Consider the following 21,302-nt stretch of genomic DNA (forward strand, 5'->3'; position numbering starts at 1 on the left):
GGTGCTACCGTCGGCGACGGCACCCCTCGGGTGTTCCGGACGAGTGGTGGCGTACCCGGTGACGCGAAGACGCCCCTCGGTCGTACGCGACCGACCCGTCCGGGAGGGCCTCGGACGCGGTGGCGGAGGGGGCGACGTCATGGCCTGGTTGGTGCTCGTGGTGTCCGGGTTGTTGGAGACGGCGTGGGCGATCGCCCTGGACCGCAGCGCCGGGTTCACCCGGCCGGTCCCGTCGCTGGTGTTCGCGGTGACCGTGGTGCTGAGCATGGTGGGGCTGGCGTACGCGCTGCGGGAGATCCCGGTCGGCACCGGTTACGCCGTGTGGGTGGGGATCGGCGCGGTGGGCACCGCCACGGTGGGCATCCTGGCGCTGGGCGAGTCGGCGAGCCTGCCCCGGCTGATGTGTCTGCTGCTGGTGGTGGCCGGCGTGGTGGGGCTGAAGGTGTTCCACTGAGGAGTCGATGCGTAGCCGTCCGGCGGGCGGGGTAGAGATCCCGGCGACGCCAAAGGAACAGTCGCACGCACCGGAGGACGACATGGCCAACATGCACACCACCGCCCGCCCGCGCACCAACGCCGCCCGGATCTGCACCATCCTCGGCTTCGTCTTCGCGGTGCTCGCGGTCTTCATCTCCCCGCTGCTCTTCGGCCTGGCCGGCGTCGTGCTCGGCATCGTCGGCGCGGTCCTCGGCGACAAGCCGCTCGGCTGGTACGCCGCCGCGGCGAGCGTGGTCGGCGCCCTGGTCGGCGCGCTGCTGGTCGCCGCCCTGCTGAACTGACCTGCCGAAGCCACCCGGGCCGGGCGCGCGGATCCCCGTGCGCCCGGCCCGCTGCCGCGCGCCGGTCACGTTGCCGCGCGCCGGTCACGTTGCCGTGTGGGGCGGGCTCAGTCGCCGGCGCCCGACAGGGCGGCCAGCGCCTCCTCCAACTCGTCCGGCTTGACGAGGACGTCGCGGGCCTTGGAGCCCTCGGACGGGCCGACGATGCCCCGGGTCTCCATCAGGTCCATCAGCCGGCCCGCCTTGGCGAAACCGACCCGCAGCTTGCGTTGCAGCATCGAGGTGGACCCGAACTGCGAGGTCACCACCAGCTCGATCGCCTGCACCAGCAGGTCCAGGTCGTCGCCGATCTCCTCGTCGATCTTCTTCTTGTTGTCCTGGGCCGGGGTGAGCACGTCCGGCCGGAACTCCGGCTCGCGCTGGTCCTTGCAGAACCTCACCACGTCGGCGATCTCGCGCTCGGTGACCCAGGCCCCCTGGATCCGGATCGGCTTCGACGCGCCCATCGGCAGGAAGAGACCGTCACCCCGCCCGAGCAGCTTCTCCGCGCCCGGCTGGTCGAGGATGACCCGGGAGTCGGCAAGCGACGAGGTGGCGAACGCCAGCCGGGACGGCACGTTCGCCTTGATCAGGCCGGTCACCACGTCGACCGAGGGACGCTGGGTGGCGAGCACCAGGTGGATGCCGGCGGCCCGGGCGAGCTGGGTGATCCGGACGACCGAGTCCTCCACGTCGCGCGGCGCGACCATCATCAGGTCGGCCAGCTCGTCCACGATCACCAGCAGGTACGGGTACGGCTTCATCTCCCGTTCGCTGCCCGGCGGGGCGGTGATCTCGCCGGTGCGGACCTTGCGGTTGAAGTCGTCGATGTGCCGGACCCCGTTGGCGGCGAGGTCGTCGTAGCGCATGTCCATCTCGCGGACCACCCACTCCAGCGAGTCGGCGGCCTTCTTGGCGTTGGTCACGATCGGGGTGACCAGGTGCGGGATGCCCTCGTAGCTGGTCATCTCGACCCGCTTCGGGTCGATCAGCAGCAGCCGCACCTCGTCCGGGGTGGCCCGGGTCAGGACGGAGACGAGCAGGGAGTTCAGCAGACTGGAGTTGTGCGTCGGCACGAGAGAGCGGCCGGCGAGATACAGATGGCTCGGGCTGTCGACCTCGATACACCGGACCGGCACCGACGGAACCGGGCGGACACCGACGATGTAGCGACGGGCGAGGGTCGGACGATTCGTGGTGACCTGGCGGCTCAGCTTCCGGGTGAGCCGGAAGACCTTGTCCCGGGGGGTGAAGCGGATGCGGTAGCAGATGGACGTCTCCGGCCTTCTTCCCGCGACGGGCTTCGTACTCATCGTCGCCTGGTAGCCGAGACCGAGGACGAGTTCCAGGGCGTCCCGGGCGAGCCGCTCGTTGGTGAGCGCGAGTTCGACGCCACCCTGCTTCGTGACCGTGCCGTCAGTGTCCAGCAGGCCGGCGAGCAGCGCCCGTCGTTGCGTCTCGGACGCCCTCAGGTAGACGGGTGGGATGTGCTTCTCACCGATCTCACGGAAGAGTGCCCGTAACGTCCGGTACGGCTGCCGAGGACGGTTGGATGGCGCCTCCGAGGCGGTCCAGTCCCTTGGTCCTGACCGCGTCCGCGCGAGGTAGACGGCGGTGGTCGACACACCGACGTGCCTGGCCGCCGCCGGCCCGCTCATGCCCCGATCGACAAGGAGCAAGGCTTCGGCGATCCGCCGGCCCCTGTCCTGACGGTTGGAGATGTGAAACCGGATCTTCCCCCGCGGCCGCGCGGTCACCTCGTAACCGTCCAGGCGGATCTGCTCCAGGATCTCGTGGTCGGCGCAGGTCAGGGTCGAAGAGCCGGTCGTCCCGTCGCCCAGCCAGCAACCGAGGGTGTAGGGGGCGATGGGCACCTCTCGCTCGGAACAATCCAGGGGACCGGCCACAGCGACGGCGTGGTTCGCCCACTCGCCGTTCGGCCCCACGCGGAGGGTCTCGGCGATCTGCCTCGTCGTCACCGTCGCTTCGTCATGCGACTGTCTGGCCGCCGACCTGTCTGGATGAAGCACCCGTGCGGACAATGCCTGGTACACCCGGTGACGGGAATAGGTGGGAACCCAACGGGTGACCACCCGGCCCGCTCGCTCATACGGCGCCCGACCGAGCGCCGGCTCCTTGGGGATGCCCCGAAGGATCTGGTGGAGGGTGTTCCTGAACTGCTCGCCGAGATCCGTCACCACCTCACGACTGGAGACCGGGCGGTCCGGCTCCGCCAGTACCTCCGCCAGGCGCCGACCCATCAGTCCACGATCCTCAGGTGTCCAGTACGAACCGTCCTTCCACCGGTGCGTACGCTGCACGCGTCCGGCCCGTGTCGTGGTGCGCCACTCGTGGTCGGCATCCGCGATGATGACCGTGCCGTCGGAGAACGTGACCTCGTGACAGGGGCGGTCACGCATGATCGGCGTGGCGGCCAGCACCCGGCAGGGCTTACCGTGTTCGTCGAACACCCGGTCACCCACCCGCAGCTCGCCCATGGTGGACCAGCCGTCAGGAGTGGCGATCGGGGTCTCCAGCGCCAAGGCCTTGCCGGCCCCGGTGGCGCCGGCCACCAGGATGTGCGGCATCTTCGCGAGGTTGGCGACCACGTAGCCGCCCTCGATGTCCTTGCCGAGGGCCACCACCATCGGATGGTGGTCGCTGGTGGCCGCCCGGGAGCGCAGCACGTCACCGAGGGCGACGTTCTCCGGGTCGGTGTTCGGGATCTCCACGCCGACCGCGCTCTTGCCCGGGATCGGGCTGAGGATCCGTACGTCCGGGGACTTCACCGCGTACGCGATGTTGCGGGAGAGCTGGGTGATCCGCTCGACCTTGACGCCCGGCCCCAGCTCGACCTCGTACCGGGTGACGGTGGGGCCCCGGGTGAAGCCGGTGACCTCGGCGTCCACCCCGAACTGGTCGAAGACGCCGGTCAGCGCGGCGATCACCTCGTCGTTGGCCTTGCTCCGGGTCTTCGGGGCCGCGCCGCCGGCGAGCAGGTTCGCCGGCGGCAGGGTGTAGTCGCCGGACAGGCCGGTGAGCGCCAACTGCTCGGCCCGGGTGGGCGGCGGCGAGTGCTCCGGCGGCTCGGGCTTACGCCGGGCGGCGGGCACCCGGGCCGGGGCCTTCCGGGGCAGGACCACCGTCTCCTGGAGGTCGACGTCCTCGTCGTACGGGTCGTCCAGCTCGATCGGCTCGGGCGGTGGTGGCGGGGCGGCCTTACGCGGACGGCGACGCGGCGGGGCCTTCTCGGCGGTCTCCTCCTCGGCCGGCACGGGCGGCACGCCCAGCACCCCGCCGGTGAGCAGACCGAGCCGTTCGGGGATCTTGTTGATCGGGGTGGCGGTGACCACCAGCAGGCCGAACACCAGCAGCAGGAGCAGCAGCGGCACCGCCACCCAGGCGGTCACGGCGCGCTCCAGCAGACCGCCGACGCCGGCCCCGACCAGGCCGCCGGCGTAGTCCCGCTGGACCTGGTCGACCGGGCGCTGTCCGATGTGCAGCACGGCGGCGGTGGCGACCAGCATCGACCCCCAGCCGACCAGGCCACGCCCCCGGTGCGCCGGGTCGGCCGGCTCCCGCATCATCCGCCAGGCGCCGATCATCAGCAGGACGGGCAGCACGACGGAGATCGCGCCCAGGAAGAGCCGGACCATGTCGGCGAGGCGGGCGCCGACCGGGCCCGCGCCGGAGAACCAGATCGCCACCGCGCTGAGCAGGGCAAGTCCGAACAGGAGCAGCCCGGCGCCGTCCCGACGGTGTTCCGGGCCGACCTCGCGGGCGGTGGCGGCCTGCCGGCCGACGGCCCGGAACGTCCACCCGACACCGTGGGCCAGCCCCATCCAGGCGGCGGTGATCGCGCGGCCGAGGCCGACGCCGCGGCTCGGCCGGGCGGAAGGGCGACGCCGGGCGGAGGCGCCGCCCTTCTTCGCCGGCTGGCGGGCACGACTGTTCTGGTTACCGCGCGGCGACGCGCCGCGTCGCCGGCTCGCCTGAGAGGTACGGCCCGCCATAGAGTCACGGTAACGGCGTGACCCGCCGGAACGCCGCTTTTGGCGATCGTGTCCGTGCGTCGCAGCGCGCTTTCCGCCGTCAGTCGTGATATTTACCTCAGAAGGGATGTCGGATGACGCCGTCCGAGATCGAGGGCGGCCCGGTCGATCCGTTGGCCGGGCACCCGCAGGCGTTGCGGCCGTTGACCGCCGAACTGGTCGCGGCGGTGCTGACCACCCGGGGGTACGCGTGCCGCCCGGACGCCGACGGCAACCTGGTCGGCCGCTGGGGAGACAGCCTGATCTGGTTCCGGCGGTTGGGCGCGGCCGGCGAGGTGCTCCAGGTCCGGACGCTGACCGGGCCGGTGTTCCCGATCGAGGACGTTCCCGACCTGCGGGTCTTCTGCAACGGCTGGAACCACGACCGGTACTGGCCGAAGGCGTTCGTGGTGGTCGACGACGACGGGCGGGCCCGGGTCTGCGGTGAGGTGATCACCGACCTGGAGCGCGGGGTGACCCCGCACCAGCTCGACCAGTTGGTCGGCCGGGGGGTAACCGCCGGCTGTCACCTCGCCGACGCCGTCGCCGCGCGGGCCGGCCAGACACACCCGTCCGGCCAGCCGGGCGGCGGAGCGTCGTCGTGACCGGTGACGTCGACGCCTGGGCCGACGCGCTCGCCGCCGCCCGCGACCGGCCGGACGACGCGGCGAAGATCGCCGAGCTGGAGCGGATCGCCGGGCACGCCGACGCCACCGGGCAGGTCCGGCTCGGTGTCGACGCCCGGTTCGCGCTCGTCGAGACGTACCGGTTCCACGGGGAGCCGGGACGGTCCGCCGGGCCGGTACGTCACCTGCTCGCCGCCCTGGACCACTCCCCCGCCCTCTTCTCCGCCGGGGACGTGGCGCTGCTGCGCCGCTGCCAGCGGACCGCCGTCGAGGCGGCAGCGGCGAGTCCCCAGGTCACGTTGGTCGAGGCCCGGGCCCTTCTCGACGACCTGGTCACGCGGCTGGACGGCGACGAGCCCGGGGTGCCGGCCGAGCTGGGCTGCCGGCTCGCCGACCAGCTCGGGGACTCGTCGACCGCCCGGGAGCGGTTCGACAGGTGGCGGGCCGCCGGCCCGGGGCCGGACTGTCCCGCCTGCGTGGCGGTACGGCAGGCCGAGCTGCTCACCGGCTGGGGCGAGTGGGCCGAGGCGGCCCGGGTCCTCGACCGGGCGCTCGCCGGGCCCGGGTCGTGCCCGGAGCAGCCGGAGGCGGCGCTGGCCGCGGCGCTCCTGCCGTACCTGCGGCTCGGCCGGTACGACGAGGCGGGCCGGGCGCACCTGCGCGCGTACCGCCGGCACCGGCGGTCGGCGGCCGGATTCGGGCGGCTGCCGGCCCACCTGACGTTCTGCGCGCTCGGCGGTTACCTGACCCGGGGGCTGACCATCCTGGTCGAGCAGTTGCCCCGGCTGGCCCGGCCGACGGACGAGCGGTCCGCGATGGAGTTCGCCGCCGCCGGGGCGCTGCTCTGCCGGCTGGCCGGCGAGTCGGGGCTGACCCGGACCCCCGTCCCACCCGGACCGGCGGTCGCTGCGGCGGAGCCGACCGGTCCGGACGCGCCGCAGGGGCCGACCGGACCGGTCCGGTCGGCGGGAACGACCGGACCGGGTGGACCGGCGGAGACGGCCGGACCGTCAGGTCCGGACCAGACGATCCGGCCCGGCCGACTGCCGGACGGGCCGGCCGGGCTGGGGCACGCCACCCGGCTGGCCGAGGCGTTCGGGCTGATCCGCCCGCTCCGGGTCGACGGTGGGCGGGACGTGGCGGCGCTCGGCGCGGAGTTGCTGGCCACCGCCACCGACCTCGCGGGCCGCTTCGACGCGCGTAACGGCACCGGTCACCAGTCGGACCGGATCGTGGCGTGGCTGGCCGAGCGACCCCGCCCCGGCATCCCGGCCCCGCTGCCGACCGACCCGGACGAGGACCCCCCGGAACCCGCCCCGGGCGCCGGGCCGGGAGCGCCCGACGCCGGGTCGGCCGACGGGCCCGCGCAGTTGACCGTCGCCATGATCGTCGCGGCGGTGGAGCGACGGGGCGACACCTGCGCCGTCGACCCGGCCGGCACGGTGGTGGGCCGCTGGGGCGAGGCGATGATCCGGTTCGACCGGGTCGGGTCGCGGAGCGAGATCCTGCACGCCCGGGTGGTCGCGACCCGACGGCTGCCGGCGGCACGGCGTCCCGAGGCGTACGAGTTCGTCAACGCCTGGAACCGGGACCGGCTGCAACCCCGGGCGTACGTGCACGAGGTGGCCGACGGTGAGCTGGTCCTCGCCGGGGACCTCACCACCGACCTGGCGTACGGGGTCGCCCCGGCGCAGGTGGCGGTGCTGGTCGACGCGGCGGTCACCACGGGCGTCGCGTACGCCGACGCGGTTGCCGCCCTGCCGTGACCCCGGCGGCGGCGAGGGCGGTTGCCGTCGACGTCACGCCCGACGGCGGACGGGCCGGGCCGGCACCGGCCGGACCGACCCGTCTTCGCCGACGTCCGGACCGGTCAGACCTCGACCACGGTCGGCACGATCATCGGCCGTCGCCGGTACGCGTCGTTGACCCAGCGGCCGACGGTGCGCCGGACGATCTGCTGGAGCTGGTGGGGGTCGGTGATGCCGTCGGCGGCGGCCCGGTTGAGCGTCTCGGTGATCAGCGGGACCACCGCGTTGAACGCCGCCGGGTCCTCGGAGAAGCCCTTCGCCGAGACGGTCGGGCCGCCGACCACCTTGCCGGTGACCGAGTCGACCACCACGGTGCAGGCGATGAAGCCGCCGTCGCCGAGGATCCGCCGCTCGGTCAGCAGGGACTCGCTGACGTCGCCGACGGCCAGCCCGTCGACGTAGACGTACCGGCTGGTCACGTGCCCGACCAGGCTGGCCCGGCCCTCGACCAGGTCGACCACGTCGCCGTCCTCGCAGAGCACCACCCGGTCGGGGGCGACGCCGGACTCGATGCCGAGCCGGGCGTGCGCCCGCAGGTGCCGCCACTCGCCGTGCACCGGCATCAGGTTGCTCGGCCGCACCACGTTGAGCAGGTAGAGCAGCTCACCGGCGGGGGCGTGGCCGGAGACGTGCACCTTGGCGACGTCCTTGTGGATCACGGTCGCGCCGGCCCGGGCCAATCGGTTGATCACCCGGTAGACCGAGGTCTCGTTGCCCGGGACCAGGGAGCTGGCCAGCACGACGGTGTCGCCGGGGGCGATCGTGATGTGCCGGTGGTCGCCGCTGGCCATCCGGCCGAGCGCGCTCATCGGCTCCCCCTGGGAGCCGGTGGACATCAGCACGATCCGCTCCGGCGGGAGCGCGGTCGCCTCGTCCAGGCCGACCACCAGGCCGGCCGGGATGTTCAGCAGGCCGAGGTCACGGGCGATGCCCATGTTGCGGACCATGGACCGGCCGATCAGGGCGACCTTGCGGTCGTGTTCGGCGGCCGAGTCGAGCACCTGCTGCACCCGGTGCACGTGCGAGGCGAACGAGGCGACGATGATCCGCCCCCGCGCCTTGGCGAAGATCGAGTCGAGGACCGGGCCGATCTCGCGTTCCGGGGTGACGAAGCCGGGGATCTCCGCGTTCGTGGAGTCCGACAGGAGCAGGTCCACGCCCTCCGCCCCGAGCCGGGCGAAGCCGGCCAGGTCGGTGATCCGGCCGTCCAGCGGGAGCTGGTCCATCTTGAAGTCACCGGTGTGCAGCACCAGCCCGGCCGGGGTGCGGATGGCCACCGCGAGGGCGTCCGGGATGGAGTGGTTCACCGCGAAGAACTCGCACTGGAACGGGCCGAGCCGCTCCCGGCCGCCCTCCCGCACGGTCAGCGTGTACGGCTCGATCCGCCGCTCGGCGAGCTTCGCCTCGACCAGGCCGAGGGTGAACTGCGAGCCGACGAGAGGGATGTCCGGCTTGTGGGCGAGCAGGTACGGCACCGCGCCGATGTGGTCCTCGTGCCCGTGGGTCAGCACGATGGCCTGGACGTCGTCGAGCCGGTCCAGGATGGGAGCGAAGTCGGGCAGGATCAGGTCGACGCCGGGCTGCTCCACGTCGGGGAAGAGCACGCCGCAGTCGACGATCAGCAGCTTGCCGTCGTACTCGAAGACGGTCATGTTCCGCCCGATGGCGCCGAGCCCGCCGAGCGGCATGATCCGCAGGCCACCTTCCGGAAGCGGCGGGGGGAGTTCCGTCTCGATGTGCGCCTCGGTCACGCGGCCACCTCATTCTGCGGCGCCGGCAGCCGGCGCCCGTCGTGTCGTTTTCTCATCAGGGTAGGTCGAGCCCGGCCGCCGCGCAGTCGGCGCGGAGCTGGGCGAGATCCTCGTCGGTGGCGTCGCTCAACGGCGAGCGGACCGGCCCGGCCGGCAGCCCCGACGCCGCCAGACCGGCCTTGACCAGGATCGTTCCCGGGGCCCGGAAGACCCCGGCGAACAGCGGCAGGAGCCGGTGGTGCAGCGCCAACGCGGCAGCGGTGTCCCCCGCGTCGTACGCCTCGATCATCTGCTTGGCCAGCGCCCCGGTGAAGTGGGTGGAGGTGCCGACCAGGCCGACCCCGCCCACGGCCAGGGTGGGCAGGGTGAGCGGGTCGTCGCCGCAGTAGAGGGCCAGGTCGCAACGGCTGGTCACCCAGCTCGTCGCGGTCAGGTCGCCCTTGGCGTCCTTGAGCGCGACGATCCGGTCGTGCTCGGCGGCCGCCACCAGCGTCTCGGTGTCGATGGGCACGGCGGACCGGTGCGGGACGTCGTAGAGCATCACCGGCAGGCCGGTGGCGTCCGCGACGGCGGTGAAGTGCCGCAGCAGCCCCCGCTGCGGCGGCTTGTTGTAGTACGGCGTGACGACCAGCAGCCCGTGCGCGCCGGCCTTCTCCGCCGCGGCGGCCAGCTCGATGGTGTGCCGGGTGTCGTTGGTGCCCACCCCGGCGACCACCTGCGCCCGGTCTCCGACCGTCTCGGCCACCACCCGGATCAGGGTCTCCTTCTCCGCGTCGGTGGTGGTCGGCGACTCGCCGGTGGTGCCGTTGACCACCAGCGCGTCGTTGCGCTGGGCGTCGACCAGGTGGGCCGCGAGCCGGGCCGCGCCGTCGAGGTCGAGCGCGCCGTCGGCGGTGAACGGGGTCACCATGGCGGTGATCAGTCGGCCGAAGGGGCGCGACAGGGCCCGCCCGGGGGCGGCAGGGTGGTCGTGCGTCATGCTGACAACCTAGCAACCGGGCCGGGCCGCCCCGGCGGGGAAGGGTTCACCGACCCCTCCGCCGCGTGACCCGACGCTCAGGAGCGTTCGGCGTACGGGCTCTCGGCGACCTCGGTGCCGTCCGGGCGGGTGGAGATCACGAAGTCGGCGAAGACGTTCGGCGCGACCCGCTGGAGCTGCCGCAGACACTCCACGGCCAGCTCGCGGATCTCCACGTCGGCGTGCTCGGTGGCCCGCATCGCGACGAAGTGCCGCCACGCGCGGTAGTTGCCGGTCACCACGATCCGGGTCTCGGTGGCGTTGGGCAGCACCGCCCGGGCCGCCTGCCGGGCCTGCTTGCGGCGCAACGTCGGATTGGGCTCGTCGAGGAAGCGCTGTTCGAGACCCTCCAGCAGCTCGGTGTACGCCCGCACGCCCGCCTCGGTCGCCTCGACGAACCGCTTGTGCAGCTCCGGGTCCTCGGCGATCACCCGGGGCTCGACCATCGCCGCGTCCCGCTCCGGCACGTACCGCTGGGAGAGCTGCGAGTACGAGAAGTGCCGGTGCCGGATCAGCTCGTGGGTGAAGGACCGGGAGACGCCGCTGAAGTAGAAGCTCACCGAGCCGTGCTCCAGCACGCTCAGGTGGCCGACCTCCAGGATGTGCGCCAGGTAGCCGGCGTTGGTGGCGGTGGCCGGGTTCGGCTTCTTCCAGCTCTGGTAGCAGGCCCGCCCGGCGAACTCGGCGAGCGCCTGGCCGCCCTCGGCGTCGGTCGACCACGGCACGTCGTCCGGGGTCTCGAAGTGCGTCCACGCGACGAGCCTGACCTGGGGCTGCACCATCTCCGGCATGCTTCGGACTGTAGTGGCCCCGGTCGGGCGCGCCGCAGCCGGGCTCGCCGGCGGCCGGACCCGGCCGTCCGGCACGTCGGGTCGGTCGTGGTCCGTCCGACCCGCCCGTCGGCGGGCGGACGCCGGTCAGACGTAGAGCGCCGTGAACGGGGCCCAGGGCAGGTTACGGGCCACCGAGAAGACCAGCCAGGCCACCAGGAACCCGCCGATCACCTTCGGCCCGATCCGTAGCTGCGGCAGCCGCCAGCCGAACGCCTGCTGCCCCGCCCAGGCGACGAAGAGGTACGCCAGGAAGGGCAACGCGAAGACGAAGAGGAAGTGGTGCCGGGCGGCGGCCGGCAGGTCGGCGTGCAGCACGTACCAGAGCGCGCGGGTGCCGCCGCAGCCCGGGCAGTCGAGCCCGGTGGTGAGCTTCAGCAGGCAGGTGGGCAGCGCGTCGGGCGCGGCCCGGGTCGGGTCGCTGACCAGCGCGTACGCCACTCCGGCGCCGACACAGCCGAGCGCGGCCAACGGCACCGCCCAGCGCGGCGCCCGATCGTAGAGGCGGACCACGAAACGGGTGAACCGGTCCGGCTCGGCGACCTGGACCGGGCCGGCCGGCCACGACCCGTACGGGCCGGCGGCCTGCGGACCGACGGCAGGCGGGCCGGCGGGGTGCGGATCGACCCCGGGCGGCCCGGCGGGGCGCGGATCAGCCCCGGGCGGGCCGGCGGGACGCGGGCCCGGATGCGCCCCGGGGGCGCCGGTGGGCGGCGGCGGGGGGCCGGCCTGGCCGTCAACGCTCGTCACACCGCTCACGGTACACCGGCGGTGCCGGCCAACGCGGCGGCGAGCGGCCCGGCGAGATCCCCGGCGACCGGTGGCGCGACCGCGTCCAGCCCGAGCCAGTCGGCCAGCCGGCGCAGCTCGGCGGCGAGCGCGACAGCGGTCTCCCCGGGGTCGACGCCCGGCTCGGCCCAGGCCGCCGGCACCAGCAGCGCCCGCGACCGCCGGTCGGCTTTCAGGTCGACCCGGGCGGTGAACCGGTCGCCCTGCAGGAACGGCAGGACGTAGTACCCGTGCACCCGCTGCGCCGCCGGCACGTAGATCTCGATGCGGTAGCGGAACCCGAACAGCCGCTCGGCGCGGGCCCGCTCCCACACCACCGGGTCGAACGGGCTGACCAGCGTCTGCGCCCGGATCCACCGGGGCAGCCGGGCCCGGGCGTGCAACCAGGCCGGCTGCCGCCAGCCCTGGACCGCGACCGGGACCAGCTCCCCGGCCTCGACCAGCTCGCCGATCGCCCGCCGGGTGGCCGTCACCGGCAGCCGGAAATAATCCCGCAGCTCCGGCTCGGCGGCCACCCCGAGGCAGCGGGCGGCGAGCGCGACCAGGGCACGGTACGCGTCCTCGTCGGCCGGGGTCGGCGCGTTCAGCACCTCGGCGGGGAGCACCCGCCCGGGCAGGTCGTAGCGGCGGGCGAAGGAGGTGGTGCGGTCGGCGGCGGCCACCTCGCCGGCCCAGAAGAGGTACTCCAGGGCCTGCTTGACCACCGACCAGTTCCAGCCCCAGTTGCCGGTCTCGCGGGGGGCGTCGTGCTCGATCTCGGCGGCGGTCAGCGGACCCCGGGCGGCGATCTCGTCGCGGACCCAGGCGACCAGCTCGGGCTGCTCCCGCACGATCCGCCGCATGCCGCCCCAGGCCTTCTCGTCGGCCTGGGCCATCCGCCAGCGCAGCGCCGGGTGCAACGCCACCGGCACCAGGGACGCCTCGTGCCCCCAGTACTCGAACAGCTCGCGCGGCGGACGGTAGGCGGCCCGGTCCAGCAGCTCGGTCGGGTAGGGCCCGAGCCGGCTGTAGAGCGGCAGGTAGTGCGCCCGTCGCAGCACGTTCACCGAATCCATCTGGATCAGCCCGACCCGGTCGAGCACCCGGCGCAGATGGCGACGGGTGGGCTCGCCGGCCGGGGCCGGGTCGGCGAAACCCTGGGCGGCCAACGCCACCCGGCGGGCCTGGGCGAGAGAGAGCGATTCGAGCGCGACCATCGTCGGGCACCCTAGCCCACGGGTACGACACGACCGCGAAGCGCTGGACCACCCGCCGCCGGGGGCATAGAACGGTGTCATGCGCGCCATCCGCCGTGAGGAGCCCGACGACGCCGAGGCGGTCGCCCGGGTGCACGTCCGGGGCTGGCAGGCCGGCTACGCCGGCATCATGCCGGCCGAGGTGCTGGGAAGGCTCAACGTGGCGGCCTGGGCCCAGCGTCGCCGGGACACCGGCGCCGCCGACCCGGCGAACCCGTTCACCACGCTGGTCGCCGAGGTCGACGGCACGGTGGCCGGGTTCGCCACGTTCGGGCCGTACCGGGTCAACCAGAGCCGCGCCGAGCTGGACGAGACCTGCGGCGAGGTGGTCGGCCTCTACGTCGACCCGACGCGCTGGGGCGACGGGACGGCCGGCGCGCTGTTCGCGGCGGCCCGCGCCGGACTGGCCGGGCGGGGCTGGACGGCGTACCGGGTGTGGGTCCTCGCGGCGAACACCCGGGCCCGGCGGTTCTACACCCGGGCCGGCCTGTCACCGGACGGCGAGGAGTCCACCTACCCGGTGCCGATGGCCGGCGGCCGCCCCCCGCTCCCCCTGGCCGAGCTGCGCTACGCCGGCCCGCTCGGCTCCGCCGGCTGACTCCCGGTCGGGCCCGCCGTCCGGGGCCGTCGGGCCGCCGTCGGGGCGGCGCACCGGCAGCGCCACCAGCAGCGCCACGCTGATCCACACGTAGAAGTTGCTGAACACGAACCCGTCCACGCCGCCGAAACCGCGCTCCCAGTGCCACACCAACCGACTGCACAACACGAGGTACGCGACCGCGGCGAAGGCCAGCAGGCCACGTCGGCGGCGGCTGCCGGCGGGCGCGGCCACCGCGTCGTCGACCAGCAGGATCAGCGCCGGGATCAACCAGACCAGGTGGTGCACCCAGGTCACCGGGCTGACCAGGCACATCACCACACCGGTCAGGGCGAAGCCGGTGGCCTCGTCGCCGGCGGCGACGGCGGACCGGCACCGGCGGGCCCACAGCGCCACGGTCAGCGCCACCAGCAGCAGCCACAGCAGCGTGCTCGGGCTGCCCGGGTCGAGTCGGGCCACCACGCCCTGCCACGACTGGTTCGAGATGAACTCCAGGTCGCCGACCCGGTCGGTGTTCCAGATCGCCTGGGTCCAGAACTCGCGGGAGGCGTCCGGGAAGAGCGCGGCGGCGGTCAGGGTCGCCGCCGCCGCGGCGGCCGTCGCGGTGGCGGCGGCCCGCCAGCGCCCGGTGACCAGCAGGTAGATCAGGAAGATGCCCGGGGTCAGCTTGATCGCGGTGGCCAGCCCGATGCCGACGCCGAGCCAGCGGCTGCCGCGCGGCGCCAGCCAGAGCAGGTCCACCGCGACGAGGAACAGCAGCAGCATGTTGACCTGGCCGAAGTTGACCGTCTCCCGCATCGGCTCGAAGGCGGCGGCCAGGCAGACCGCCACGGCGAGGGTGAACCAGCGGCTCCAGCCGGCGCGGACCGCCACCGGGTCGAGCAGCCACCAGATCACCACGGCGCTGGCCACCAGGGTCGACGTCACGCTGACCAGGATCGCCAGGTGCCAGGAGAGGTACGCCATGGGCAGCATCACCAGCGCGGCGAACGGCGGGTAGGTGAAGCCGTACTTGCTGCGCGGCTTGAGATAGTCGTAGACCTCGCCGCCGTCGTGCACCCAGTGCGACAGCGCGCCGTGGTAGACGTGCAGGTCGAAGAAGCCGTGCCGCTCGGCCGCCACGGACAGGAAACCGGCCACCGCCACGGCGAGCACGACGACGACGCCGACCTGCCCGACGGTCCGTCTGGCACCCTGGGGCACCGTCGCCTCCCTCACCTTGCGTAGGCTTCCGTGCCATGGCTCTCGGGTACGTCCGCCCGGCGCGTCCCGAGGACGCCGGCGAGATCGCACGCATTCAACTCGCGACCTGGCGGGTCGCCTACCGCCGGATTCTGCCACGGCACGTGTTGGACAACCTCGACGAGGCGTACCTGGCCCGGCGGTGGGGGGACGCGGTGACCGCGCCGCCGTCGGCCACCCACCGGGTGCTGGTCGCCGTCGAGCAGGCCGAGTCGTCGTTCCTGGTGGGGTTCCTGGCGGCCGGCCCGGCGGACGCGGAGGCCCTAGCCCCGCAGGAGCCGGCCGAGTCCCTCGGGGCGGACGTGGCGGCGGTGACCGACCTGCTGGTCGAGCCGCGCTGGGGTCGGCGCGGGCACGGCAGCCGGCTGCTCGCCGCGGCGGTGGACCACTGGCGTGACGACGGGTTCGGCCGGGCGGTGGCCTGGGCCTTCGAGGGCGACGAGGCGACCCGGAAGTTCCTCACCGGCACCGGCTGGGAGCCCGACGGCGCCGGTCGGGCGCTGGACGTCGACGACATGCTCGTCCCGCAGACCCGCCTGCACGTGGCCGTGTCGCCGTCGTAGGGAAGGGCGCCCTGTCAAGGCCCCGCGCACGGCAGGGGGCCCTCCCAACGCTCAGGTCAGCCCAACAGGGCATCCAGGCCGACGGTCAGGCCCGGACGCCGACCGATCTCCCGGACGCCGAGCAGCACGCCGGGCATGAACGACACCCGGTCGTACGAGTCGTGCCGGATGGTCAGCGTCTCGCCGGTGGCGCCGAACAGCACCTCCTGGTGGGCGACCAGGCCGGTGGCCCGGACCGCGTGCACGCGTACCCCGTCGATGTCGGCGCCACGCGCGCCGGGGACCTCGCTGGTGGTGGCGTCCGGGGTCGGCCCCAGGCCGGCGTCGGCGCGGGCCTGCGCGATCAGGCGGGCGGTGTGGGTGGCGGTGCCGCTCGGCGCGTCCAGCTTGCGCGGGTGGTGCTGCTCGACGATCTCCACCGACTCGAAGTGCCGGGCGGCCGTCGCGGCGAACTGCATCATCAGCACCGCGCCGATGCCGAAGTTCGGGGCGATCAGCACGCCCACCTCCGGCCGGGCGGCCAGCCAGCCGCGCACCTGGTCGAGACGCCGATCGGTGAAGCCGGTGGTGCCGACCACCGCGTGGATCCCCTGCCCGATCGCCCAACGCAGGTTGTCGAGCACCACGTCGGGGGTGGTGAAGTCGACCACCACCTGGGCGGCGGAGGCGGCGTCGAGGTCGTCGCCCTGGTCGATCGCCGCCACCAGCTCCAGGTCACCGGCGGCGTCGACCGCCCGGCACACCTCCGCGCCCATCCGCCCCCGGGCGCCCAGCACCCCGACCCGGACCGGCTCGTCGCGTCGCGTCACCTGCTCCTCAGTCACGCGGCACAACCTATCGCACCGGAAAACGCCGGACCGGCACGGACGAGAAGCCCGGGGGCGACCGGGCGACCTACGGGCACGGGGCCCGTCGGTCCAGATCAGGGAAGTAGCGCCGCCACTCGTCGTCGGTCAGGTCGACGGTCGGGGACTCGCACAGCTCCCGGTGGATCCGGTCCGGGTTCAGCGGCCACAGCGCGATGGCGGCGTCCGGGGCGAGCCACTGCGCCCGGGCGTCCGCCGGCAGCTCGCCGAGGACCGACCCGTCCGGGGTGAACTCGGCGAAGTCGCCGGGTAGCACCGCGAAGGAGTTGAACAGGTGGTCGCCGTCCGGACGCCGCCACACGGCGAAGCTGTCCCCCTCGGCCTGGCCGGTGCTCACCAGGGTCCGGCCGTCCGGGCCGACGTCCAGCGTCCGCCGGCCGGGCACCCCCAGGAGCGCCTGGCCGGGAACGGGGTCGTCGAGGTCGGTGATGTCCCAGGACCGCACGCCGTCGCCGGAGTCGACGGCGAGGGTGTTCGGATCGGTGATCATCACCCCGGAGGTCATGCTGTCCCGGGGGACCGCCCCCGCCCTGCGCGGCCGGTACGGATCGCTGACCTCCCACATCCTGGTCAGCGGCTGGTTGGTCCCTTCGTCGGAGTCCCCGGTGAAGGCGACCTGCCGGGTCCGCTCGTAGAGCAGGGTGCCCCGGCGGGCGGCCCCGGGCATCACCCCGGCCTGACGTGGCCGGGAGGGCTCCCGCACGTCCCACAGGTACAGGTCGGTCTCGCCCCAGACGGTCAGCGTCCGGTCGTCGAGGAACCACACCCCCTGGGACGCCTCGCTGCTGTCGAACCGGGCGGTCACCACGGGCGCGGCCGGATCACCCACGTCGACCAGGACGACGGTGGACGACCGCCCGTCGCTCAGCGCGAGCTGCCGGCCGTCCCGGCTGACCGTCACGAAGAGGTCGACGGTGGGCGGGCCGGGCCACCGGCGGTCGCCGGGACGCGGCAGCACCTCCAGCGGGTCCGGGCCGACGCCCGTCCAGCGCAGGTCCGCGGCGGGAACGGGGTGGCGGGGGTCGGCGAGGTCCCACAGCCGTACGGTGTCGGCGGCGCCCTTGCTCGCCACGGTGCGACCGTCGGGCAGGAACACCCCCGCCGGCCACTCCGGTGGCAGGTGGGCGACCAGCTCCGGCGGGCGTGCCGTCACGTCCCACAGTTGGGCCCCGCCCGCCCTGTCGGGGTCGGCGTTGGTCAGCACGTACCGGCCGTCGAAGCCGACCGCCCGGCCCGGCACCGGGGCGCCGACGTTGTTGAGGTAGCCGCCGAGCACCGGGACGGTGGGCGACCAGACCCGCACGGTCCCGCTGTCCGTGCCGCTGGCCAGGCCCCGGCCGTCCGGTCGGAAGGCCACCGCCCGGCCGGGGTCGTTCCCCGGCAGCCGGGACAGCCGGTCGATCGGGTTGAAACTGTCCGGGTCGATCTCAAACAGGTTCAGCTCGCCGGTGGTGCTGGCGGTGACGAAGACGCCGCCGTCGGCCCGGAACGACAGCGAGAAGATCGTCCCGGCCCGCGACGGATCGTTGAGGTCGAGCCCTTCCAGGGCCTTCGGGCGACGCGGATCGCTGGTGTCCCAGGCGTTGACCGTCCCCAGCGACCCGCCGGCGACGAGCATCCGCCCGACCGGGTCGAACGCGACAGCGGTGGCGCTGTCCACGGGCAGCGCCGCCACCCGGGCGGGCCGCCGCCGGTCGGCCACGTCCCAGAGCGTCACCTGACCGCCGCTGGTCCGGCCCTCCTCGATGTAGTGGGCGGCGGCCAGGCTCAGGCCGTCCGGGCTGAAGGCGACGCCGCCGACCTCGCTGGCGCCGTGACGCCAGGTGGCGAGCAGCGTCGGAGCACCCGATGCGGGGACGTCCCACAGCCGCAGGGTGCCGCGCTCCCCGCCGGTGGCCAGGGTGCGGCCGTCCGGGGCGAAGGCGGCGGTGAGGGTGAGCACGGACGACGTGGCCAGCTCCGCCCGCTGCCGGGGCTGGGCCGGGTCGGTGATGTCCCACACGGCCAGCGACTCCTTCGACGCGCCGACGAGCAGCGGGGCCACCGGACTGACGGCGACGGCCGTGGTCGCTGGCCGGCGCAGCACCGCGCGGGCCGCCGGACGGCGCGGCTCGGTGGCGTCCCACAGCCGGATGCTGCGGTCGACCGACGAGCTGACCAGGGTCCGACCGTCCGGCGTGTAGGCCAGGCCGATCACCGGCTTGTCGTGCCCGGTCAACGGCTGCGGCCGGGGGTCGGCGTAGGAGGCGTACAGGGCCTGCCGGGCCTCTGGCGTCGGGGCCGTCCGGTACGCGGTGAGGCTCAGCGTCAGCGCCGCCTCCGGCTGAGTCGACCGCAGCGCCTCGGCCTGCGCGGCCAACTGGCGGGAGGCGAGCTGGGCGTCGAGGCGGGCGGCCCGCTGCTGTTGCTCGACGGCGAACACCGCCCCCACGCCCAGCAGGAGCGCCACCACCGCGACCACCGCGACACCGGTCCGGCGCAGCCGGTGCCGGCGCACGCTGCGGGCCAGGTACTCCCGCTCCACCGGGCCGAGCCGGTCGGTCCCGTCGACCGGCAGGCTCCGCCGGGCGACCGCGAGCCGGGTGCCGGAGAGCAGGTCGCCCCGGTGCCGTCCACCGGCCTGCCAGATGCCCGCCGCGTCGGCGACCTGTTGGCGGGCCAGCAGGCGGGCCCGGTCCTCGGTGATCCAGGCCCGAAGCCGGGGCCAGGCGGTCAGCAGGGTCTCGTGACTGATCCGGACCACGCCGTCCGGGTCGATGCCGACCAGCCGACGGGCCGCGAGCTGCTCCAGCACCGGCGCAGCGGCGCCGCCGAGACCGGCCAGCAGCTCCGCGCGGGGCACCGGGCGGGCGGTGTCGACCCCGTCGTCGGCGACCCGGACCAGGCGCAGCAGGAGGTGCCGGGCCGCCCGCCGACCGGTCGCGTCGAGCCCGTCGTACGCGTCGTCGGCGGTCTGGGCGATCGCGCCGTTGAGCCCGCCGCTGGCGCGGTAGCCGGCGACGCTCAACCGGTTGCCCTCCCGCCGCCGCCAGGTCTCCCAGAGCACGTGCGAGAGCAACGGCAGAGCGCCCGGCTCGGGCCCGCGGGCCCGGCCCGCGCCCAGCTCGTGCAGCAGCAGCTCGGCGAGGCCGTCCCCGAGCCGCAGCCCCGCCTCGGCTGCCGGCCGTTCGATGGTGTGCCGCAGCTCCTCGGCGGCCATCGGCCCGACCACCACCCGCGGCCCGGCGAGCAGCCCGGCGAACGCCGGCTGCTCGCTGGCGGCGCCGTAGAAGTCGGCCCGCAGGGCGACCACCACCACCGCCCGGGGCAGCCCGTCCGGTCGGGACGCGCCGAGGCTGGCCAGGGCGGCCAGGAAGGTCGTCCGCTCGGCGTCGGTGGCGAGGGTGAAAAGCTCTTCGAGCTGGTCGACCACGAGCAACGCCGGCGGTCTGCCGGCCGGATCGCCCACGCCGGCCCGGTCCCACAGCTCCGCCGCCGCCTCCGGACGCTCGGCGAGCTGCTCCGGCGTGCCGTCGAGCACCCGGGCCAGCGCGGCGGACGGACGACGACCGGGGGTGAGCGCCGGCAGGATCACCGGGTAGACCCGGTCGCCGTCGTCGGCGGCGGCCAACCCGTTCCGGCGTACGGCGGCCAGCAGCCCGGCGTGCAGCAGTGAGGTCTTGCCGCTGCCCGAGGGGCCGAGCACCAGCAGCGGGGTGGGGTCGGCGAGCCGCCGGGCGGTCGCCGCGACCAGATCGGCGGTCACCGTCTCGCGGCCGAAGAACGACCAGGCGTCCCGCTCCTGGAAGGCGGCCAGCCCCCGCCAGGGGCTCGGGCCGGCCAGCGGCGGCTCGGGGTCGCCACCGGGCCCGTCGACGGCGACACCCCGGCGCGCCGGGTTGGCGGCGAGCTCCAGCCGGCCGGCCTGCCCCTCCTCCTGCCGCAGCGGTCGCGGCGCCTGCTGCTTCCCCAACGCGTCGAAGAGGTGGTAATAGGCGTCGTCCAGGGTCAGCATCCGCCCCGCCTCCGGGTCACCGGAGTCCAGGAAGCGGAGGAACTCACCGGTGAACGCGGTGTGCTCCTGGGCGGGGTCGGCCAGGGCGAGGTTCTCGGCGGCGGCGAGGAGGTAGACCCCGTGCACCGGAGGCAGATCGGCCAGCGGCTCCGGGACCGGGGCGGTGAGCCGGGCCTGCCCGGAGAAGCAGCAGTCCAGGACGACCACCATGGTGGTGGCCCGGGACGCCTGCAGCGCCTGCGACAGACCGGAGACCGGGTACGCCTGGTGCGCGGCGAGCCCGGGCACCAGGCGGTCGGTGCCGCTGGCCGCCAGATACAGGTCGGCGTGACCGCGCAGCCGCAGGCCGTGGCCCACGTACCAGATCAGCAGGACCTCGCCGGCCTGCTGGGCGGCCGTGCTGACCGCGTGCGCGATGGTGAAGGCGTCGGGCGGATCGCGCAGCACGGTGATCTGCTCGGCCGGCACCCCGCACCGGTCGGTCAGCCGGTCGACCAGCGCGGTGACCGTGCGGCCCACGATCGGCAGGGAGGACAGCGCGCCGCCCTGATGGGTCTGCGTCCCGACCACCAGGACGCGTAGGCCGTTGCCGCTCAGGTCAGCCATCGACGCGGGCCGTGTCCCGGCCGGCGGCGGGCAGCGCCGCGGGCCCGGCGGGCGGGTCGATCGCCGGGCTGCCCGACGTGCCGCCACCCGGCCCGGCGGCCCGGGCCGGATCGGCGGGGGGCCGGGCCGGATCGGCGGGGGGCCGGGCCGGATCGGCGGGGGGCTGGAGGGCGGCGACCACGGCGCCCAGCTCGCCGCGGAGCTGCGCGTCGGTGAGCGTCCGGACCTTGTCGGCCTCCAGTCGGGCGCGCCTGCCGTCCGGCAGCTCGATCTCGATCCGCACCGCGCCGCCACGGTGCCGGATCCAGGTGACCAGGATCGTGGCGAGGGCGGTGGCGACACTGCCCGGGGCCACCGCCACGAGGATCGCGTCCAGCGTCGGCCCGAGAGCGCCCGGTGGTGGCGGCGACTCGACCGGAACGACCCGGCCCCGCAGCTCCGCGCTCTCGACCAGCCACTGGTGCAGGGACTCCGACTCGACCTGACGGTCGTCGGCGTCCACCGTCACCCGTACGTCCATCCGAACC

General features: G+C 74.5%; 16 protein-coding genes, 2 pseudogenes and 1 riboswitch. Of the genes and pseudogenes, 6 read left to right on the plus strand and 12 right to left on the minus strand.

The window, feature by feature from the left end; translation table 11 throughout:
• Positions 1–15: 15 nt before the first annotated feature.
• A riboswitch (guanidine-III (ykkC-III) riboswitch) is annotated at positions 16–79 on the plus strand.
• 60 nt (positions 80–139) lie between these two features.
• Together O7606_RS11055 and O7606_RS11060 are read left to right on the plus strand one after the other, a co-directional pair.
• A complete protein-coding gene (locus O7606_RS11055) occupies positions 140–454 on the plus strand; it encodes an SMR family transporter (protein ID WP_281598964.1) in 315 nt (104 codons plus the stop codon).
• Between the two features lie 82 nt (positions 455–536).
• Positions 537–779: a hypothetical protein gene (locus O7606_RS11060; RefSeq protein ID WP_281598965.1), complete on the plus strand. Its 243-nt coding sequence runs from the start codon at positions 537–539 to the stop codon at positions 777–779.
• 107 nt (positions 780–886) lie between these two features.
• Here the strand turns inward: O7606_RS11060 and O7606_RS27625 are convergent, their stop codons facing one another.
• From O7606_RS27625 to O7606_RS27635, 3 genes and pseudogenes are all read right to left on the minus strand, one after another.
• The gene (locus O7606_RS27625; RefSeq protein ID WP_348651164.1) at positions 887–1,957 is read right to left on the minus strand and encodes an FtsK/SpoIIIE domain-containing protein; all 1,071 of its coding nucleotides are present in this window, start codon (positions 1,955–1,957) and stop codon (positions 887–889) included.
• Between the two features lie 108 nt (positions 1,958–2,065).
• Positions 2,066–3,316: pseudogene (locus O7606_RS27630) on the minus strand (LAGLIDADG family homing endonuclease); the annotation flags it as partial.
• A 39-nt stretch (positions 3,317–3,355) separates the two neighbouring features.
• Positions 3,356–4,831: pseudogene (locus O7606_RS27635) on the minus strand (DNA translocase FtsK 4TM domain-containing protein); the annotation flags it as partial.
• Positions 4,832–4,944: 113 nt separating this feature from the next.
• On the opposite strand from O7606_RS27635, the gene O7606_RS11070 reads away from it, so the two are divergent.
• On the plus strand, positions 4,945–5,454 hold the full coding sequence (locus O7606_RS11070; RefSeq protein WP_281598967.1) for a YbjN domain-containing protein: 510 nt from the start codon (positions 4,945–4,947) through the stop codon (positions 5,452–5,454).
• Positions 5,451–7,241 (plus strand): YbjN domain-containing protein, encoded by a 1,791-nt coding sequence (locus O7606_RS11075; RefSeq protein ID WP_281598968.1) that lies wholly within the window; start codon positions 5,451–5,453, stop codon positions 7,239–7,241. Before O7606_RS11070 ends, O7606_RS11075 begins: the two co-directional genes overlap by 4 nt.
• 104 nt (positions 7,242–7,345) lie before the next feature.
• Here O7606_RS11075 and O7606_RS11080 read toward each other — a convergent pair whose 3' ends face one another.
• The 5 genes from O7606_RS11080 to O7606_RS11100 all read right to left on the minus strand — a co-directional run bounded on the left by O7606_RS11080 (position 7,346) and on the right by O7606_RS11100 (position 12,867).
• Complete coding sequence (locus O7606_RS11080; RefSeq protein ID WP_281598969.1) at positions 7,346–9,034, minus strand: ribonuclease J; 1,689 nt, start codon at positions 9,032–9,034, stop codon at positions 7,346–7,348.
• 55 nt (positions 9,035–9,089) lie between these two features.
• Positions 9,090–10,013: a 4-hydroxy-tetrahydrodipicolinate synthase gene (gene dapA / locus O7606_RS11085; RefSeq protein ID WP_281598970.1), complete on the minus strand. Its 924-nt coding sequence runs from the start codon at positions 10,011–10,013 to the stop codon at positions 9,090–9,092.
• Positions 10,014–10,090: 77 nt separating this feature from the next.
• Positions 10,091–10,834 carry an FAD-dependent thymidylate synthase gene (thyX, locus tag O7606_RS11090; protein ID WP_281599612.1) on the minus strand — a complete coding sequence of 248 codons (744 nt, stop codon included), beginning with the start codon at positions 10,832–10,834 and terminating at the stop codon, positions 10,091–10,093.
• A gap of 135 nt (positions 10,835–10,969) precedes the next feature.
• On the minus strand, positions 10,970–11,632 hold the full coding sequence (locus tag O7606_RS11095; protein ID WP_281598971.1) for a DUF2752 domain-containing protein: 663 nt from the start codon (positions 11,630–11,632) through the stop codon (positions 10,970–10,972).
• A 5-nt stretch (positions 11,633–11,637) separates the two neighbouring features.
• Positions 11,638–12,867 (minus strand): crosslink repair DNA glycosylase YcaQ family protein, encoded by a 1,230-nt coding sequence (locus tag O7606_RS11100; protein WP_281598972.1) that lies wholly within the window; start codon positions 12,865–12,867, stop codon positions 11,638–11,640.
• Between the two features lie 79 nt (positions 12,868–12,946).
• Between O7606_RS11100 and O7606_RS11105 the strand changes: the two genes are divergently transcribed.
• Entirely contained in the window at positions 12,947–13,504 is a 558-nt protein-coding gene (locus tag O7606_RS11105) for a GNAT family N-acetyltransferase (RefSeq protein WP_281598973.1), read from the plus strand.
• Here O7606_RS11105 and O7606_RS11110 read toward each other — a convergent pair.
• Positions 13,397–14,707 carry a glycosyltransferase family 87 protein gene (locus O7606_RS11110; RefSeq protein WP_281598974.1) on the minus strand — a complete coding sequence of 437 codons (1,311 nt, stop codon included), beginning with the start codon at positions 14,705–14,707 and terminating at the stop codon, positions 13,397–13,399. The two genes, O7606_RS11105 and O7606_RS11110, sit on opposite strands and share 108 nt — an antisense overlap.
• Positions 14,708–14,742: 35 nt before the next feature.
• Here O7606_RS11110 and O7606_RS11115 point away from each other — a divergent pair, with 35 nt between their 5' ends.
• Positions 14,743–15,309 (plus strand): GNAT family N-acetyltransferase, encoded by a 567-nt coding sequence (locus O7606_RS11115; RefSeq protein WP_281598975.1) that lies wholly within the window; start codon positions 14,743–14,745, stop codon positions 15,307–15,309.
• Positions 15,310–15,365: 56 nt separating this feature from the next.
• Here O7606_RS11115 and dapB read toward each other — a convergent pair whose 3' ends face one another.
• From dapB to O7606_RS11130, 3 genes are all read right to left on the minus strand, one after another.
• On the minus strand, positions 15,366–16,133 hold the full coding sequence (gene dapB / locus O7606_RS11120) for a 4-hydroxy-tetrahydrodipicolinate reductase (RefSeq protein ID WP_281598976.1): 768 nt from the start codon (positions 16,131–16,133) through the stop codon (positions 15,366–15,368).
• A 70-nt stretch (positions 16,134–16,203) separates the two neighbouring features.
• Complete coding sequence (locus O7606_RS11125; protein WP_281598977.1) at positions 16,204–20,775, minus strand: AAA family ATPase; 4,572 nt, start codon at positions 20,773–20,775, stop codon at positions 16,204–16,206.
• Positions 20,768–21,295, minus strand: a complete 528-nt coding sequence (locus O7606_RS11130; RefSeq protein WP_281598978.1) for a hypothetical protein — start codon at positions 21,293–21,295, stop codon at positions 20,768–20,770. The genes O7606_RS11125 and O7606_RS11130 overlap by 8 nt, the downstream gene beginning before the upstream one ends.
• Positions 21,296–21,302: the final 7 nt, after the last annotated feature.

The organism is Micromonospora sp. WMMD882 (assembly GCF_027497255.1).
In the GTDB taxonomy this organism is placed as follows: Bacteria; Actinomycetota; Actinomycetes; order Mycobacteriales; family Micromonosporaceae; genus Micromonospora.

Coding starts and splice junctions, on each gene's coding strand:
- O7606_RS11055 (WP_281598964.1), top strand. CDS start 140: ATGGCCTGGTTGGTGCTCGTGGTGTCCGGGTTGTTGGAGACGGCGTGG.
- O7606_RS11060 (WP_281598965.1), top strand. CDS start 537: ATGGCCAACATGCACACCACCGCCCGCCCGCGCACCAACGCCGCCCGG.
- O7606_RS11070 (WP_281598967.1), top strand. CDS start 4,945: ATGACGCCGTCCGAGATCGAGGGCGGCCCGGTCGATCCGTTGGCCGGG.
- dapA (WP_281598970.1), bottom strand. CDS start 10,013: ATGACGCACGACCACCCTGCCGCCCCCGGGCGGGCCCTGTCGCGCCCC.
- thyX (WP_281599612.1), bottom strand. CDS start 10,834: ATGGTGCAGCCCCAGGTCAGGCTCGTCGCGTGGACGCACTTCGAGACC.
- O7606_RS11100 (WP_281598972.1), bottom strand. CDS start 12,867: ATGGTCGCGCTCGAATCGCTCTCTCTCGCCCAGGCCCGCCGGGTGGCG.
- O7606_RS11105 (WP_281598973.1), top strand. CDS start 12,947: ATGCGCGCCATCCGCCGTGAGGAGCCCGACGACGCCGAGGCGGTCGCC.
- O7606_RS11115 (WP_281598975.1), top strand. CDS start 14,743: ATGGCTCTCGGGTACGTCCGCCCGGCGCGTCCCGAGGACGCCGGCGAG.
- O7606_RS11125 (WP_281598977.1), bottom strand. CDS start 20,775: ATGGCTGACCTGAGCGGCAACGGCCTACGCGTCCTGGTGGTCGGGACG.
- O7606_RS11130 (WP_281598978.1), bottom strand. CDS start 21,295: ATGGACGTACGGGTGACGGTGGACGCCGACGACCGTCAGGTCGAGTCG.